At 74.3% G+C, this 15,039-nt stretch carries 11 protein-coding genes; 7 read left to right on the plus strand and 4 right to left on the minus strand.

The window, feature by feature from the left end:
• The first annotated feature begins 4 nt into the window (after window positions 1–4).
• The 4 genes from ACL02T_RS17310 to ACL02T_RS17325 all read left to right on the plus strand — a co-directional run bounded on the left by ACL02T_RS17310 (window position 5) and on the right by ACL02T_RS17325 (window position 5,085).
• On the plus strand, window positions 5–982 hold the full coding sequence (locus ACL02T_RS17310) for an MBL fold metallo-hydrolase (protein ID WP_412831756.1): 978 nt from the start codon (window positions 5–7) through the stop codon (window positions 980–982).
• A gap of 4 nt (window positions 983–986) precedes the next feature.
• Complete coding sequence (locus ACL02T_RS17315; protein WP_412831757.1) at window positions 987–1,685, plus strand: DedA family protein; 699 nt, start codon at window positions 987–989, stop codon at window positions 1,683–1,685.
• Window positions 1,682–3,904, plus strand: coding sequence for a phage holin family protein (locus ACL02T_RS17320; RefSeq protein ID WP_412831758.1), 2,223 nt, complete (start codon window positions 1,682–1,684; stop codon window positions 3,902–3,904). Before ACL02T_RS17315 ends, ACL02T_RS17320 begins: the two co-directional genes overlap by 4 nt.
• A 476-nt stretch (window positions 3,905–4,380) precedes the next feature.
• Window positions 4,381–5,085, plus strand: a complete 705-nt coding sequence (locus tag ACL02T_RS17325; RefSeq protein WP_412831759.1) for an alpha/beta fold hydrolase — start codon at window positions 4,381–4,383, stop codon at window positions 5,083–5,085.
• Between the two features lie 182 nt (window positions 5,086–5,267).
• Here ACL02T_RS17325 and ACL02T_RS17330 read toward each other — a convergent pair whose 3' ends face one another.
• Complete coding sequence (locus tag ACL02T_RS17330) at window positions 5,268–6,758, minus strand: long-chain-fatty-acid--CoA ligase (protein ID WP_412831760.1); 1,491 nt, start codon at window positions 6,756–6,758, stop codon at window positions 5,268–5,270.
• A 306-nt stretch (window positions 6,759–7,064) separates the two neighbouring features.
• Here ACL02T_RS17330 and ACL02T_RS17335 point away from each other — a divergent pair, with 306 nt between their 5' ends.
• Window positions 7,065–7,853 (plus strand): E3 ubiquitin ligase family protein, encoded by a 789-nt coding sequence (locus tag ACL02T_RS17335; RefSeq protein ID WP_412831761.1) that lies wholly within the window; start codon window positions 7,065–7,067, stop codon window positions 7,851–7,853.
• A gap of 65 nt (window positions 7,854–7,918) precedes the next feature.
• The gene (locus tag ACL02T_RS17340) at window positions 7,919–9,097 is read left to right on the plus strand and encodes a CaiB/BaiF CoA transferase family protein (protein ID WP_412831762.1); all 1,179 of its coding nucleotides are present in this window, start codon (window positions 7,919–7,921) and stop codon (window positions 9,095–9,097) included.
• A 134-nt stretch (window positions 9,098–9,231) separates the two neighbouring features.
• Here ACL02T_RS17340 and ACL02T_RS17345 read toward each other — a convergent pair whose 3' ends face one another.
• Together ACL02T_RS17345 and ACL02T_RS17350 are read right to left on the minus strand one after the other, a co-directional pair.
• Window positions 9,232–10,869, minus strand: a complete 1,638-nt coding sequence (locus ACL02T_RS17345; RefSeq protein WP_412831763.1) for a S1C family serine protease — start codon at window positions 10,867–10,869, stop codon at window positions 9,232–9,234.
• 126 nt (window positions 10,870–10,995) lie between these two features.
• On the minus strand, window positions 10,996–12,162 hold the full coding sequence (locus ACL02T_RS17350) for a thiolase family protein (protein WP_412831764.1): 1,167 nt from the start codon (window positions 12,160–12,162) through the stop codon (window positions 10,996–10,998).
• A gap of 302 nt (window positions 12,163–12,464) precedes the next feature.
• On the opposite strand from ACL02T_RS17350, the gene ACL02T_RS17355 reads away from it, so the two are divergent.
• Window positions 12,465–13,727, plus strand: a complete 1,263-nt coding sequence (locus ACL02T_RS17355; protein ID WP_412831765.1) for a TMEM165/GDT1 family protein — start codon at window positions 12,465–12,467, stop codon at window positions 13,725–13,727.
• A 325-nt stretch (window positions 13,728–14,052) separates the two neighbouring features.
• Here ACL02T_RS17355 and ACL02T_RS17360 read toward each other — a convergent pair whose 3' ends face one another.
• Window positions 14,053–14,832 carry an acyl-CoA dehydrogenase family protein gene (locus ACL02T_RS17360; RefSeq protein ID WP_412831766.1) on the minus strand — a complete coding sequence of 260 codons (780 nt, stop codon included), beginning with the start codon at window positions 14,830–14,832 and terminating at the stop codon, window positions 14,053–14,055.
• Between the last annotated feature and the right edge of the window lie 207 nt (window positions 14,833–15,039).

Raw genomic sequence — 15,039 nt, forward strand, 5'->3', positions numbered from 1 at the left:
GGGCGTGCCCCACCCGGCCCTGCGCTTCCTCGGCCACTCGACCACCCGCCTCGAGCTCGGCGGGCGCGTCGTCCTCACCGACCCCGTGCTCACCCCGCGGGTGTCGCTGCTGCGCCGCGTGGTGGCGCCGCTGTGCCCCGCCGACTGGGCCGACGTCGACCTCGTGCTGATCTCCCACCTGCACGGCGACCACCTGCACCTGCCCTCGCTGCGGCTGCTCCGCCCGGACACCCGGGTCGTCGTGCCGCGCGGGGCGGGGGAGTGGGTACGCAGGCGCGGGGTGCGCCGGGTGGAGGAGATCGACGTCGGCCAGGAGATCCGGGACGGCGGGCTGCGGATCACCGCGGTCCCGGCCGCACACAGCGGGCACCGGTGGGGGCCGCGGTCCACCCGGGGGCCGCAGTCGCCGGCGCTCGGGCACGTCCTGGAGGCCGACGGCCTGCGCATCTACGCCGCGGGCGACACCGACCTGTTCGACGGGATGGCGGACCTGGGGTCGCTCGGCCTGGACGTCGCCCTGCTCCCGGTGTGGGGCTGGGGCCCGAGCCTCGGGCCCGGGCACCTCGACCCGGAGCGGGCCGCCGAGGCGGTCGACCTGCTGCGCCCGCGGCTCGCCGTGCCCGTGCACTGGGGGACGCTGGCGGTCGCCGGGCTGACCCGGGCACCGGCCGGGCACGGCGCGCGGATGCGGGCGCTGTTGCACGACCCGCCGCACTGGTTCGCCGCAGCGGCACGGCGGCGGGGGAGCAGCACCGCGATCACGATCGCCCGGCCGGGGCAGGACGTGCCGCTCGACGGCGCGGCCCCCGTCCCCGACCTCGCCCCCGTCCCCGACCTCGCCCCCGACCCGGCCCTCGCGCCCGACCCGGCCCTCGGCCCCCGCCCGGATCGCACGAACGGGCCGTTCGTGCGGACCTACCGCACGAACGGGCCGTTCGTGCGGGGTACGGGCGGTTCGGACACGGGGCACCGGGAAGAATGATCGCGTGACGGGCACCCTCGCCGCGGACTGGACGAACCCGCAGACCATCGGCTACCCGGTGCTGATCGGCGGTGTCCTGCTCGGGTCGATCGTGCCGGTGGTGCCGACGGGTGCCGTCGTCGGTGTGGCCGCTGCCGTCGCGATGACCACCACCCACCTGGCGCTGCCGCTGGTGCTGCTGGCCTCGACCCTGGCCGCTCTCGTCGGCGACGTCGTGACCTACGCGCTGGCGCGGCTGGGCGGCGAGGCGGCGCTCCGGTTCGTCTCCCGCGGCCAGACCCCGGAACAGCTGGCCCGCGCCCGGGTCCGGTTCACCCGCCACGGTTGGCAGCTGATCGTCGTCGGGCGGCTGGTGCCGGCCGGGCGCATCCCGGCCCTGGTGGCCGCGGGCACGTTGGGCTACCCGTGGCGGCGCCTGGTGCCGACGGCCCTGGTGGCGTGCCTGCTCTGGGCGATCGCCTACGCGCTGCTCGGCATCCTCTCCGGCGGCCTCTTCGACGATCCGCTGGTGGCCACGCTCGTCGCCGCCGCGCTGGTGCTCGCGGTGGGCGCGCTGGCGGGCGGCGTCGGCTCCCTGGTGCGACGACGGCGCGGCCGGCGCGCCCCGGACGGCGGCGGTGCGGAACCGCGGGAGATGATCGATCCCGCGGCCGGCCCGGCGCGGGGCGGCCCCACCCCGCCGACCGACCAGGAGCGCCCGTGAGTCCGCCGAGCCCGATCGTCCGGGACTACCGCGCGACGCCCGTCGAGCGCGGCCCGCTGCTGCGGGGCGGGCGCGTGGTGGCCCGCGTCGTGCTGGTGTGGGCGCTGGTCACGGCGGCACTGCACCTGCTCGACGTCTGGCTCACCGGGTTCGCCATGAGCGGCTGGTGGCAGCCCACGATCTGCGCGCTGCTGCTCGGCCTGCTCACCGCCGTCGTGTGGCCGCTGGTGCTGCGGATCGCGCTGCCAATCGCCCTGTTCACCCTCGGCCTGGGCAGTTTCGTGCTGCTCGCCGCGGCGGTGCTCGCGATCTTCTGGCTCGTCCCGGGGGTCGAACTGACCAACATCCGCACCGCGTTCGTGGTGGTCGTCGCGATGACGGTCGTGAACGCCGTCGCCACCAGCCTGCTGGCCATCGACGAGGACGAGCTGTTCTTCCGCCGCGCGGCGCGGCGCCGGCGCCACCGGGTCGCCACCGGGACCGAGGGGCCCGGCGCGGCCGTCGAACAGCCGCCCGGCGTGCTGTTCCTGCAGATCGACGGCCTGGGCCACGAGACCGCCCGCCGCGCGGTCCGCGACGGGACCATGCCCACACTGGCCCGCTGGCTCGCCGAGGGCAGCCACACGCTGACGTACTGGACCACCGACTGGAGCTCGCAGACCGGCGCGAGCGTCTGCGGCATCCTGCACGGCGACAACCACGACATCCTCGGGTTCCGCTGGTACGAGAAGGACCGCGACCACGTCATGGCCTGCGCGCACCCCGCGGACGCCGCGGAGATCGAGCGCCGGCACTCGGACGGGCGCGGCCTGCTCGCCGTCGACGGCGCCAGCCGCGGCAACCTCTTCACCGGCGACGCCCCGCACTACAGCCTCACGATGAGCACGGTGGCCGTGCTCGGCGGCACGCGCTCCGCCCGTCGGCGCGACCACGTCGGCGGCGGGTACTGGGCCTACTTCGCCAACCCGGTCAACGGCATCCGCACCTTCGCCGGTGCGCTGGTCGACGCCGTGCGGGAGGTCGTCGCCGCCGCGAACCAGCGGCGCGCGGACGTCCGGCCACGCACGCACCGCGGCGGGATCTACCCGCTGGCCAGGCCGGGCACCACCGTGATCGCCCGGGACGTCGTGGTGTCCGCGCTGATCGAGGACATGCTCGCGGGGCGGCCGGTGGCCTATGCGGACTTCCTCGGCTACGACGAGGTCGCCCACCACTCGGGTGTCGAGCGCTTCGACAGCCTCGCGGTGCTGCGCTCGATCGACCAGCAGATCGGCCGGCTGCACCGGGCCGCGCAGCTCGCCCCGCGGCCGTACCTCCTCGTGTGCCTGTCCGACCACGGGCAGACGCAGGGCCAGGCCTTCGCCGACCGCTTCGGCGAGACGATCGAGCAGTACGTCGGCAGGCTGTGCGGCGGCCCGCCGCCGCGCCCGCGGCGCCGGCTGTTCGGCCGGACCCCCGCCGAGCGCTCCAGCCGCCGCGCCGCGGAGGGCTGGCAGGTCGGGGCGGCGCTGGCCGAGGCGTCGTCGGGCGGAGGGGCCGTGGCCCGGCGGCTGCGCGCCCGCGTGGAGAAGGCGGGTGCCTCGCCCACGAAGCACCGCACCGAGTCGGGGCAGCCCGGTGAGGTGGCACGCGCCGCGCCGGGGGTCGTGGTGTGCGCGTCGGGCCACGTGGCGATGGTGTCGTTCACCGAGCACGAGGGCCGGGTCGAGCTCGAGACGATCGAGCGCGAGTTCCCGGACCTGCTGCCCGCGCTCGTCGACCACCCCGGGGTCGGTTTCGTCCTGCTCCGCAGCCGGGAGCACGGGGCGGTCGTGCTCGGCCGGGACGGCGTGCACCGGCTCGCCACCGGCATCGTGATCGGCGCGGACCCGCTGGCCGACTACGGCGGGCACGCCCCCGACCTGATCCGCCGGGTGGACACCTTCCCGCACTGCCCGGACCTCATGATCAACAGCCGCTACGACCCCGCGACCGACGACGCCTCGCCCTTCGAGCCGCACGTCGGCTCGCACGGCGGGATGGGCGGCCCGCAGAGCCGCGGCTTCCTGCTCGCCCCGACCCAGCTGGCCGACCCCGGGGAGATCGTGGGCGCCGAGCACCTGCACCGGGTGTTCCGGGGGTGGCTCAGCGACCTCGGCCACCCCGAACCGACAGCCGACCGCCCGGCGCCGCGACCGGCCGACATGGTGGAGGAGGGCGAAGCGGCGAAGGCGCGGTGACGCTCGCGCTCGTTGCAGCGGCGGTGATCGTGGTGAGGGTGACGGGAGCGCTGCCGGGGGAGCGCTGCTGTGACTGTCGTGGTCCTTGGAGCGTGATCGGTCCGAGCGGGACGGGAGCGCTGGCGGGAGGGCGGTGCGGTGACGCTCGCGCTCGTTGCAGCGGCGGTGATCGTGGTGAGGGTGACGGGGGTGCTGCCGGGAGAGCGCTGCTGTGACTGTCGCGCTCCTCGAAGCGTGATCGGTCCGAGCGGGACGGGAGCGCTGGCGGGAGGGCGCTGCGGTGACTGTCGCGCTCCTCGAAGCGTGATCGGTCCGAGCGTGACGGGGGTGATGTCGGGAGAGCGCTGCTGTACCGCTCGCACTGATCACCGCAGCGATCTCGGGCCGAGCGGGCGCCGGGCGTGATCACGCTTCCCGGCGGGAGAACCGGATGGCAGGGTGGGGGTCGCAGGGTCCGCGAGGGGGCGGGAGGCGCGATGGGACGCACGGTCGTGCTGGTCCACGGGTTCGCCCACGGCGGGTGGTGCTGGCGGAAGGCGGCGCGGCTGCTGCGGCAGAAGGGCCATGAGGTGTTCACCCCGACCCTGACCGGCCTGGGGGAGCGCGCGCACCTGCTCACCCCGGAGGTGGGGCTCGCCACCATGATCCGCGACGTGGCGGCGGTCCTCGAGACCGAGGAGCTCACCGACGTCCTGCTGGTCGGGCACAGCTTCGGCGCGCTGCCCGTACTCGGGGCGGCCGACCGGGCGCGGGACCGCCTCGCGCGCATCGTGCTGCTCGACGGGCTGGTGGTCGAGGCGGGGCGGCGGGCGTTCGACGGACTGCCCGAGGACGTCGTGGTGCAGCGGGAGCTCGACGCCGAGCTGCGGGGCGACGGCCTCGTGATGCCGCCCCCGCCCGCCACGGTCTTCGGGGTCACCGACCCGGCCGACGTCGCCTGGGTCGAGCGGCACCTGACCCCGCACCCGCTGCGCAGCTACCGCGAGCCGCTCGTCCTCGACGGACCGCTCGGCGCCGGCCTGCCGGTCACCTACGTCTCCTGCTCCCGGCCCGCCTACCCGGCCATCGCGTCCGGGCACCAGGTGGTGAAGGCCATGGGCTGGGAGTGGCGGGACCTGCCCACGGGGCACGACGCGATGGTCACCGATCCCGAGGGCACGGTTGCCGCCCTCCTCGCCTGACGCGCACTCTGGTTCCCCCACGCGCTCGAGGCGCCCACGGGATGCGCAACATGGTTCCATACTGCGCTCAATCGGCCTGCCTGGGCGCATTGTGGTTCCATACTGCGCTCAGCGCGCCTGCCTGGGCGCATTGTGGTTCCGTACTGCGCCCGCCCAGGGCGCTCTGTGGACGGCCCCGGGAGCTACCCCTCCGCCGGCGGCTCGACCTCGCGGCGGAGGATCTTGCCCGTCGGGCCCTTGGGCAGGGCGTCGACCAGCCAGACCGCGCGCGGGTACTTGTAGGCGGCGAGCCGGTCGCGGACGAAGTTCTTCAGCTCCTCCGGGTCGGCCTCCGCGCCGGGCTTGAGCGCGACGGCGGCGCCGATCTCCTCGCCGAGCTCGGCGTGCTTGATCCCGACGACGGCGGCCTCGGCCACGGCCGGGTGCTCGTAGAGGGTCTCCTCGACCTCGCGCGGGTAGACGTTGTAGCCGCCGCGGATGATCAGGTCCTTCTTGCGGTCGACGATCGTGTAGTAGCCGTCGGCGTCGCGGGTGGCGATGTCCCCGGAGCGGAACCAGCCGTCCGGGATGGCCGCCTCGGTGGCCTCCGGGCGGTTCCAGTAGCCCTTCATCACGTTCTCGCCGCGGATGGCGATCTCGCCGGGCTGCCCGTCCGGCACGTCGCGGCCCCCGTCATCGACCACCCGCATCTCGCAGCCGCGCACCGGGAAGCCGATGGTGCCGGGCTTGCGCGGGCGGCCGGGCTGGTTGAACGAGGCGACCGGCGCGGTCTCCGACAGCCCGTAGCCTTCGAAGATCTCGCAGCCGAACTGCTTCTCGAAGGCCTTGAGGACCTCCACCGGCATCGCCGAGCCGCCGGTGATGCAGGTGCGCAGCGAGGCCATGTCCGCGCCCTCGGCGTCGGGGCTGTGCAGCATCGCGGCGTACATCGTGGGCACGCCCTCGAACACGGTCACCTTGTCCCGCGCGACCACCTGCAGGGCCTTCGACGGGTCGAACCGCGGGATCAGGGTCAGCGTGGCGCCGGCCGCGACGGCGGCGTTGAGTCCGCAGGTCAGCCCGAAGACGTGGAACAGCGGCAGGCACCCCATGATCACGTCGTCGCTGGTGATCTCGATCAGGGTCTCGACGGTGGTGCGGGCGTTGGAGTCGAGGTTGTGGTGAGTCAGCTCGGCGCCCTTGGGCTGGCCGGTGGTGCCGGAGGTGTAGAGGATGACGGCGGTGTCGTCGTCGGCGCGCTCGACGGGCTCCGGTGCGGGCGTGCCACCCAGGCCGGTGGGGCCCGTCGCCGGGACGACGATGCCGGGGATGCCGACGGCCTTCGCGGCCTCGGGTACCACGTCACCGGCGCCGTCCCAGCCGTAGACCAGCGACATGCCCGAGTCGCGCAGGTAGTACTCCACCTCGCGGGCCTTGAGCAGCGGGTTCATCGGGACCACGACGGCACCGGCGAGCAGCGCGCCGTAGAACAGCACCGGGTAGGCGGGGACGTTGGGCAGCACCAGACCGACCCGGTCGCCCGGGGTGATCCCGCGCTCGGCCAGGTCCCCGGCGACGGCGGCCGCCGCCTCGTGCAGCTGTCGATAGGTCAACACGTACTCGTCGAGCTTCACGGCGGGGCGGTCACCGTGCTCGCGCGCGGTCGCGACGAGGTTCGCGGCCAGGTTCGTCATCGTCGACTCCGGGTTTACGGGCGGGTAGCTTGCCGGGACCCTACCGACCTCCCCCCCCGCGGGCGCGCACATCCGGGTGGTCGTGCGCAACCGGATCTCGCCGGGGCCCGACGCCGCTCGCCCTGGAGTCCTGGGCGGGCGGCAGCTGCCCGCGTCGCCCGCCGCTCGTTCGTGATCGGCCGCGGCGGTGGCTGGACCCCGTGCGGAGGCACCGGTAGGCCGCACACCCGGTGTGGTGCCAGCACACCTGTTCCGGCGCGGGGTGCGGCCTAGCGTTTCGCTCACCGCTTCACGAGGGGGACGTCGATGCTCTGGTTCGGAATCATCCTGCTGCTGGCGGCCTGCGGCTGCCTGTGGGCCGCGGCCCGGTCGCAGCGCACGGCCCACGCCATGATGGCGGCGGAGACGCTGTCCGTGCCGGAGCTGCTGGAACTGCGGGGCATCTCGGCCGAGCTCATCGGGTCCGGGCAGTTCCGCAAGGTGTGCGAGGTCGTCGGCGAGACGGTGCCGGCACCGGTGGGGCTGCTGCGCTCCGAGCTCGCCGGCGTCGACTGCGTGTGGCACGCGCACCGCGTCCAGCGCCGCTACAAGCACTATGACCGCGACTCGGACGGCGACACCCGGGTGACCACCCGCACCGAGACCGTCGCCGAGCTCAGCTCACCGCACGGCTGGGCGCTGCTGCGCGACGGGCACACCATCGGCGTCGACCCCGGCGGACGGCGGCCCGACGGCGTCGAGACCGTCGTCGACCGGTTCGAGCCCGCGCACGACCACCGGCCGCAGGGTGCGCTCGCCGGCGCGCTGTCGGTGCTCGGCGCGCTGGCCGGCGGCGACCGCGACGAGACCGTCGGCTACCAGCACACCGAGTGGGTGCTGCGGCCCGGCACGCGGATGTACGTGCTCGGGGAGGTCGACGACCGGGACGGGCCGCTGGTCGTCCGCCCGCCGCGCGACGGGTCGCCGTTCGTGATGTCGGCCCGGACCGAGGAGGAGCTCACCGACTCCGCCCGCAAGGGCCAGCGGATCTGGGCGTGGGTCGGCGCCGGCCTCACCCTCGCCGGCCTGGCGCTGGTCGTCCTGGCCGTCCTGTGACGCGCTGTGCGTGGTCGGTGGTGCCAGGGCACCACGTACCGCGCACGGCGGCTATACAGGGGGGCGTGGCTGACCTCCCCCCGCTCGACCCCGAGGAACCCGGCCCGTCCGGCCCGCTCGCCGGGCTGGTGGTCGCCGACTTCTCCCGGGTCCTCGCCGGCCCCTACGCGACCATGCTGCTCGGCGACCTCGGCGCGACCGTGGTCAAGGTCGAGGGCCCGGCCGGCGACGACACCCGCACGTGGCAGCCGCCCACGGTCGACGGTCCGGGTGGCCCGGTCGCCACGTACTACCTCTCGATCAACCGCAACAAGCACTCCGTGGTCCTCGACCTGAAGGACCCCGAGGACCGGGCGGTCGCGCAGCGGCTCGCCGCGCGGGCGGACGTGCTGATCGAGAACTTCATGCCCGGCTCCACCGCGAAGTGGGGCCTGGACGTCGACTCGGTGCGGGAGACCAACCCGTCGGTGATCTACTGCTCCATCAGCGGCTTCGGTGACGAGGGCGGGGCGAAGCTCGGCGGCTACGACCTGCTCGTCCAGGCCACGTCCGGGCTGATGAGCCTGACCGGGGACCCGGCGGGCACGCCGTACCGGGCGGGTGTCGCGGTGTTCGACGTGATGACCGGGCTGCACGCCGCCGTCGCGATCCTCGCGGCGCTGCGGCACCGCGAGGCCACCGGCGAGGGCCAGCACGTGAAGACGAACCTGCTGTCCGCGGCACTGTCGAGCCTGGTCAACCAGACCTCGGCCTACGTCGCCGGCGGCGTCGTGCCCGAGCGGATGGGCAACGCGCACCTCTCGCTGTTCCCCTACGAGCCGCTGCCCACGGGCGACGGCGAGCTGATCGTGATCGCGGCCAACGACCACCAGTTCCGCCGGCTCTGCGGCGCGATCGACGCCCCGGAGCTGCTCGAGGACCCGCGCTTCGCCTCGATGGTCGAGCGCACCCGGCACCGCGACGAGCTGCGTCCGCTGCTGCTGGACAAGCTGGCGGCGAAGGGCGCGCAGGAGTGGTTCGACGTGCTCAGCGCGGCCGGGGTGCCCTGCGGCCCGATCAACACCGTGGACCAGGGGATCGAGCTGGCCGAGAGCCTCGGCCTCGCTCCCGTCGTGCACCCGGGCGGCGGGCCCGGCGCGGTCCGCAACCCGGTCGACTACTCCGCGACCCCGCCGGACTACCGGCGCAGGCCGCCGGCGCTGGGCGCGGACACCGAGGCCGTCAAGGCCTGGCTCGCGGACTGAGCGCAGGGGTCCGACCGCCGGGTCCGGTGAGGCCCGCCGCTGGGAACGGGACGGGCCGGGCGGGGGAGGGGGTCCCCGCCCGGCCCGCGCCGGTCCGGTCGCGCGCGACCGGGGTCATAGGTGCGGCGTCGGCCTCAGCCGCCGCCGTTGCCGCCGAAGGGCGACCCGCCGCCGAAGGGGTTGAGCTGGCCGAACGGGTTGCTGCTGCCGCCGCCCTCGCTGGTGCCGCCGCTGCTGGTGGTGGCCCCGGTGTCCTTGGTGCTGCCGAGCGTCACGTCGACCGTGCGCGCGGAGGAGCCGCTGCCGATGGTGAGCGTGACCGTGTCGCCCGGGGCGTAGGAGCCGATCCGGGCGACGAGGTCGGAGAAGTCGCTGACGGCTGCGTCGCCGACCTTGGTGACGACGTCGCCGGCCTTGACGCCGGCACCCGCCGCCGGCCCGCCCTCGGTGACGGCGACGATCGTGGCGCCGCTCTCGGTGCTGTTCGACCGCGTGCTGCCCTGCACCCCGAGGACCGGCTTGGTGGCGCTGCCGGAGTCGATGATCTCCTGTGCGACCCGGCGGGCCTGGTCGACCGGGATCGCGAAGCCCAGGCCGACGCTGCCGGTGCTCTGTCCCGCGGTGGCGATCGCGGAGTTGATGCCGACGACCTGGCCGTCGAGGTTCACCAGCGGGCCGCCGGAGTTGCCCTGGTTGATCGGGGCGTCGGTCTGCAGGCCGTTGTAGACCACGGCGGAGCCGTCCTCGCCCTCCACCTGCACCGTGCGGTTGAGGGCGCTGACGATGCCGGTCGTGACCGTGCCCTCGAGGCCCTGCGGCGAGCCGATCGCGACGACCTGCTGGCCCACCGCGAGGTCCGAGGTCCGGCCGAGCTCGGCCGCGGTCAGCCCGGACACGCCGTCGAGCTTGAGGACGGCCAGGTCGTAGCTCGGCGAGGTGCCCACGACCGAGGCGGCGTGCTGGGACCCGTCGTTGAGGGTGACCTGGATCTGCCCGCTCGCGCCCGAGACGACGTGGTTGTTGGTGAGGACCTCGCCGTCCGAGGTGAGGATCACGCCGGACCCCTCGGCGGACCCCTGGCCCGTGGACACCCGGATGTCGACCGTGCTGGGGCTGGCCTTGGCCGCCGCCGCCTGCACCGAGCCGTCCGTCTGCACCGAGGACGTGCTCGACGAGGGCTGGCCGGACAGGGTCACCCCGTTCGACGAACCGCGGTCGAGGAGGGCGTACGCCCCGCCGAAGCCGGCGCCGCCACCGACGAGGCCGGCGATCAGCGCGGCCGCCACGATGCCCACCCACGGCCGGGCGTTCCTGCGGGGCCGGTCGTCCTGCACGAGCCCGGTGTTCCCGCCGGGCGGTGGATCAACCGGACCGCCCGCGGCCGCGGCCGGGCCGTGCGGGTCGGTGGGGCCGTGCTGCGCGTACGGGCCGTACGCGGGGCTGCCGTAGGGGCGGGTGCCCTGGTCGGCGCCGTGCCCGCCGGTCTGCGCGTAACCGGGGGTGCCGTACACGGAGCCCCGGCCGTAGGCGTAGGGGGAGCCGTAGGAGCGGGTCGCACCCTGGTCCGGGGTGCCGGACCCGGGTCGCGGGTACGGGTTCGTCGGCTGGGTGGCGCCGTCGGTGCCCGTGCCGGACCGCGTGGTCACCGCGCCGGCGTCGGTTTGCTGGGTGGGGGAGTCCCCGGCGGAGGCGGTCGCGGTGCCGTCGGTGCCACCGGTGCTCTGCGCAACGTCCCCATCGGGCCGGGAGTGACCCCGCTGCTCGTCGGTCATGCCACAGACTGTGCGCCCCGAAGCTGAGATCCGCCTGTGCTCGCCCTGGGAAAGGCCGTGCAGTACGGCGCGGTTTCCGGTGAGGAGCCCGCGGCGCGCGCCCGCGGGCCCCTCACCGGGCCCGGTTCAGAGCAGCTCGACGATGGTGGCGTTGGCGGTGCCGCCCCCTTCACACATCGTCTGCAGGCCGTAGCGGATCCCCGTGTCCCGCATGTGGTGCAGCAGGCGGGTCAGGAGGATGGTGCCGGAGGCGCCCAGCGGGTGGCCGACGGCGATGGCGCCGCCGAGCGGGTTGAGCACCTTGTCGTCCGCGCCCAGCTCGGCCTGCCAGGCCAGCGGGACGGGGGCGAAGGCCTCGTTGACCTCGAAGGCGCCGATGTCGGAGATCGACAGGCCGGACTTCTTGAGCACCTTCTGCGTGGCCGGGATGGGCCCGGTGAGCATCATCAGCGGGTCCGCCCCGGAGACCGCGCCGGAGTGGTAGCGCGCGATGGGGGTGAGCCCCAGCTCCTTCGCCTTCTCCGGGGTGGTGATCAGAGTGGCCGACGCGCCGTCGGAGATCTGCGAGGCGTTGCCCGCGTGGATCACCCCGTCCTCCCGGAAGGAGGGCTTGAGCGTCGCGAGCTTCTCGGGGGTGGTGCCGCGGCGCAGGCCCTCGTCGGCGGTGAAGTCGGCCTTCCCTGGGACGGACACGAGCTGACCGTCGAACGCGCCGCCGTCGATCGCCGCGGCCGCGAGTTCGTGCGACCGGGAGGCGTACTCGTCCAGGCGCTGCCGGCTCAAGCCCCACTTCTTCGCGATGCGCTCGGCACCGACCCCCTGGTTGAAGTCGTCGCCCGGGAACTCGCCACCGGTCAGGTCGGCCGCGTAGCGCTCGCGCACGAGCGGGCCGTAGGGCCGGCCAAGGTCACGGCCCGCGCCCAGCGGCACCCGGGTCATGGTCTCCACACCACCGGCGACCACGACGTCGTACTGGCCGGCCAGCACCATGCCGGCGGCGAAGTCGAACGACGACTGGCTGGACCCGCACGCCCGGTTGATCGTGACGCCGGGGACGGTCTCCGGCCAGCCGGCCGCGAGCACGGCGTACCGGCCGATCTGCGCGGCCTGGTCGCCGACCTGGTTCACGCATCCCCAGACGACGTCGTCGATCACCTCGGGGTCGATGCCGGTGCGCTGCTGCAGCGCGCGCAGGACGTACCCCGACAGGTCGGCGGGATGGACGTCGGCGAGCGAGCCGTTGCGCTTTCCGATCGGGGTGCGCACCGCGTCGACGATGACGGCCTCGGGCATGGTTCCTCCGCGTCCTCTCGAAAGCTATCTGAACGAACGTACGACACTGCGCGCCCGTCGAGAACCCGAGTGAACTACCTCACGGGCTCGCAACCGGGTGCCGAGCGGACTGGATCGGTGAGGTAGGGTTCGGCCGCAGCGAAGGGGAGTAGCTCTCAACGTCGCGGTCGACATACTGGCGATCCACGTCGCCCGGCTGCGGGGCCTGACCACCACCAGGCGAGCGAGACCTTCGATCCGGTACACGCCGGATCGAAGAGACCCCGTTTCCTCGATCCGGCCCGAGATCGAGGGGTGTGGTCGTGCAGGACGTGCTCGCGGCGTACCTCATCAGTTTCGGCGTCATCTTCGTGGCCGAGCTGGGTGACAAGTCCCAGCTCATGGCCCTGACGTTCGCGACCCGCTACCGGACCTGGCCCGTCCTGCTGGGCATCACGATCGCCACGTCGGTCGTGCACCTCGTGTCCGTCGCGGTCGGGTACGGCCTCGGCACCACCCTCCCGACCGACTGGATCGCGCTCGCAGCGGCCGTCGCCTTCCTCGCGTTCGGGGCCTGGACGCTGCGGGGCGACTCGCTGTCCGAGGACGAGCAGGACAAGGCCAACCGCAAGGCCCGTTCCGCCGTCGTCGCCGCCTCGGTGGCGTTCTTCCTGGCCGAGCTGGGCGACAAGACGATGCTGGCGACGATCACGCTGGCCACGCAGCACGGCTGGTTCGGGGTGTGGGTCGGGTCGACGCTCGGCATGGTGGCGGCCGACGCGCTCGCGATCGTCGTCGGCCGGCAGCTGGGCAGGCGACTGCCGGAGCGGACCATCCGCTACGCCGCCGCCGCCGGGTTCGTCGTGTTCGCCGTCGTGCTCCTCGGCGACGCGATCGGCCGGCTCACCGGCCGGGGGGCCCGGGAGGTCGTCTCGGAGACGCTGGACCACCACCTGGCCGCGTGGCTCGCCGTCGGCCTCGGGGCGGTGGCGTGCGTGCTCGTGGGCGTCGGGCGGTTGTGGGCCCGCGCCGGTACGCGCCGCTCTCCGATGCGCACCGGGCTCGGCTCGCCGGCCTGGTGGTCGCAGGCGCTGTTCGGGCTCGCCCTGCTGCTGGGTCTGGGCGCCCCGCTGCTGGTGGCGTTCGACGTCAACGAGCCGATCGCGGTGTTCAGCTCGCCCGGCCGGGTCGTGGTCGGGGCCGGGCTGCTGCTGCTCGGCGTGGCCGTGGTGCTGGCGTCGCTGGTGCAGATGGGGACCGCGCGGCGCCGCGGGGAGCGTCTGGCCCTGACGAACACGGGCTTCTACGCCCGGGTCCGCAACCCCGCCTTCACCGGGATGGTGGTCGCCACGGCGGGCGGGCTGGTCATGGCGCCGACCATGCTCGGCGTGCTCGCCACCGTGCTGATCGTCGTCGCGGTGCAGATCCAGGCCCGCGCGGTCCGCGAGCCCGGCCTCACCCGGGCCCTGGGCGAGGAGTACGCGAACTACCTGTCCCGCACCGGCCGGTTCCTCCCGCGGGTGCGCGGCCCACATTCCGAGCGCCGCGCGGGTCTGCCCGAGAACGACCGCGAACGCGTCGGCTGACCCGGTCGAAGCCCGGTTCCGTGGTGGTGGCCCGGGCGCCCAGGCCCTCGAACACCCGGCTGGTCACCTCGAGCGCGACGTCCGTGACGCGCGCCTCGACGGCCGCCACCCGGACCTCGTGTTCGCCGCGCTCCTGCGACGTGACCTCCCAGGCGTGGCGGTGGAGGGCGAGACCCTCTCCGCGACCCGGTCGGCCAGCGCCTCGACGGCCCAGAGCGTCGGCGCCGGGTCGCCGTACAGGTCGAGCTGGTACGGCTCGTCGACGGCCCGCTCCTGCCCGCCGTGCAGTCACGGCCGGGTCCGGGTGCGGGTGTATTCGGCGGCCTCATCGAGGGCGCCGCGCGCGATGCCCAGGTGGAAGCTGACGAACACGAGCTGGATCGTCGGGACGTCGAGCGTGTTGTAGACCCGCGGCTCGAACACCTTGTCGCGGAAGCCCGCGGCCTGCTCCCACGGCACCCGGACCTCGGAGATCGTGACGCTGCCGCTCTCCGTGAGCCGCTGGCCGATGTCGTCCCAGTCGTCGTGGAAGTGATGCCGGGCTGCCGGCTCGGCACGATCGCGAAGATGTGGGTGTCGGTGCCGTCGAGCACGCCCTCCAGCACCGTGACATCGAGACCCTGCTGCCGGTGGAGAAGGACTTGCGGCCGTCGTAGACGAGATGGTGGCCGGCGTCGCGGATCACGACGTCCTCGTCGCGCGGGTTCACTGCGCCGCCGAAGAACCAGCGGTTGCGGGTGGCCTCGGCCTCGACGGCCTCGATCTGCTCGCGGGTGTCGACGAGCCGGGCGGCCCAGAACCACAGCAGGTGGTAGCCGAGCAGCTGGCCGACGGAGCCGTCGCCGGCGGCGACCTCGCGGATCACCCGGTAGGCGAGCGGCCACTCCTGGCCGCCGCCCCCGTGCTCGGCCGGGCCGAGCAGGGTGACCAGGCCGGCGTCCTTGAGCAGCTGGACCTCGGCGTACGGCCACGCCCCGGCGCGGTCGCGGGCGCCGGCGTCCGCGGCGAGGATCGTGCGCACCTCGCGGGCGCGGGCGAGCCACTCGTCGGGCGTCGTCGGGATGGTGGTGAAGCGGGTAAAGGGTCGGTTCTCGAGCGTGGTCATGTCGGGTGCGAAGGAGTGCGTGCCGCGGCGGCCCGCTGGTGCGGGGCATGCGGCGGCCGGCACGGCGACACCGGCGACCGCAGCGGGCGGGCACCGAGGAGCGGGCTGCCGGGCACGCGGACGAGTGCGCGGGAGAGGTCCATCACGCGCGGAAAGGCGCGGAAAGGCGCTCCGGAATCGCGTCATGGAACCATGACGTGCGAAAAC

Source organism: Pseudonocardia oceanicola (assembly GCF_047200735.1).
GTDB lineage: Bacteria > Actinomycetota > Actinomycetes > Mycobacteriales > Pseudonocardiaceae > Pseudonocardia.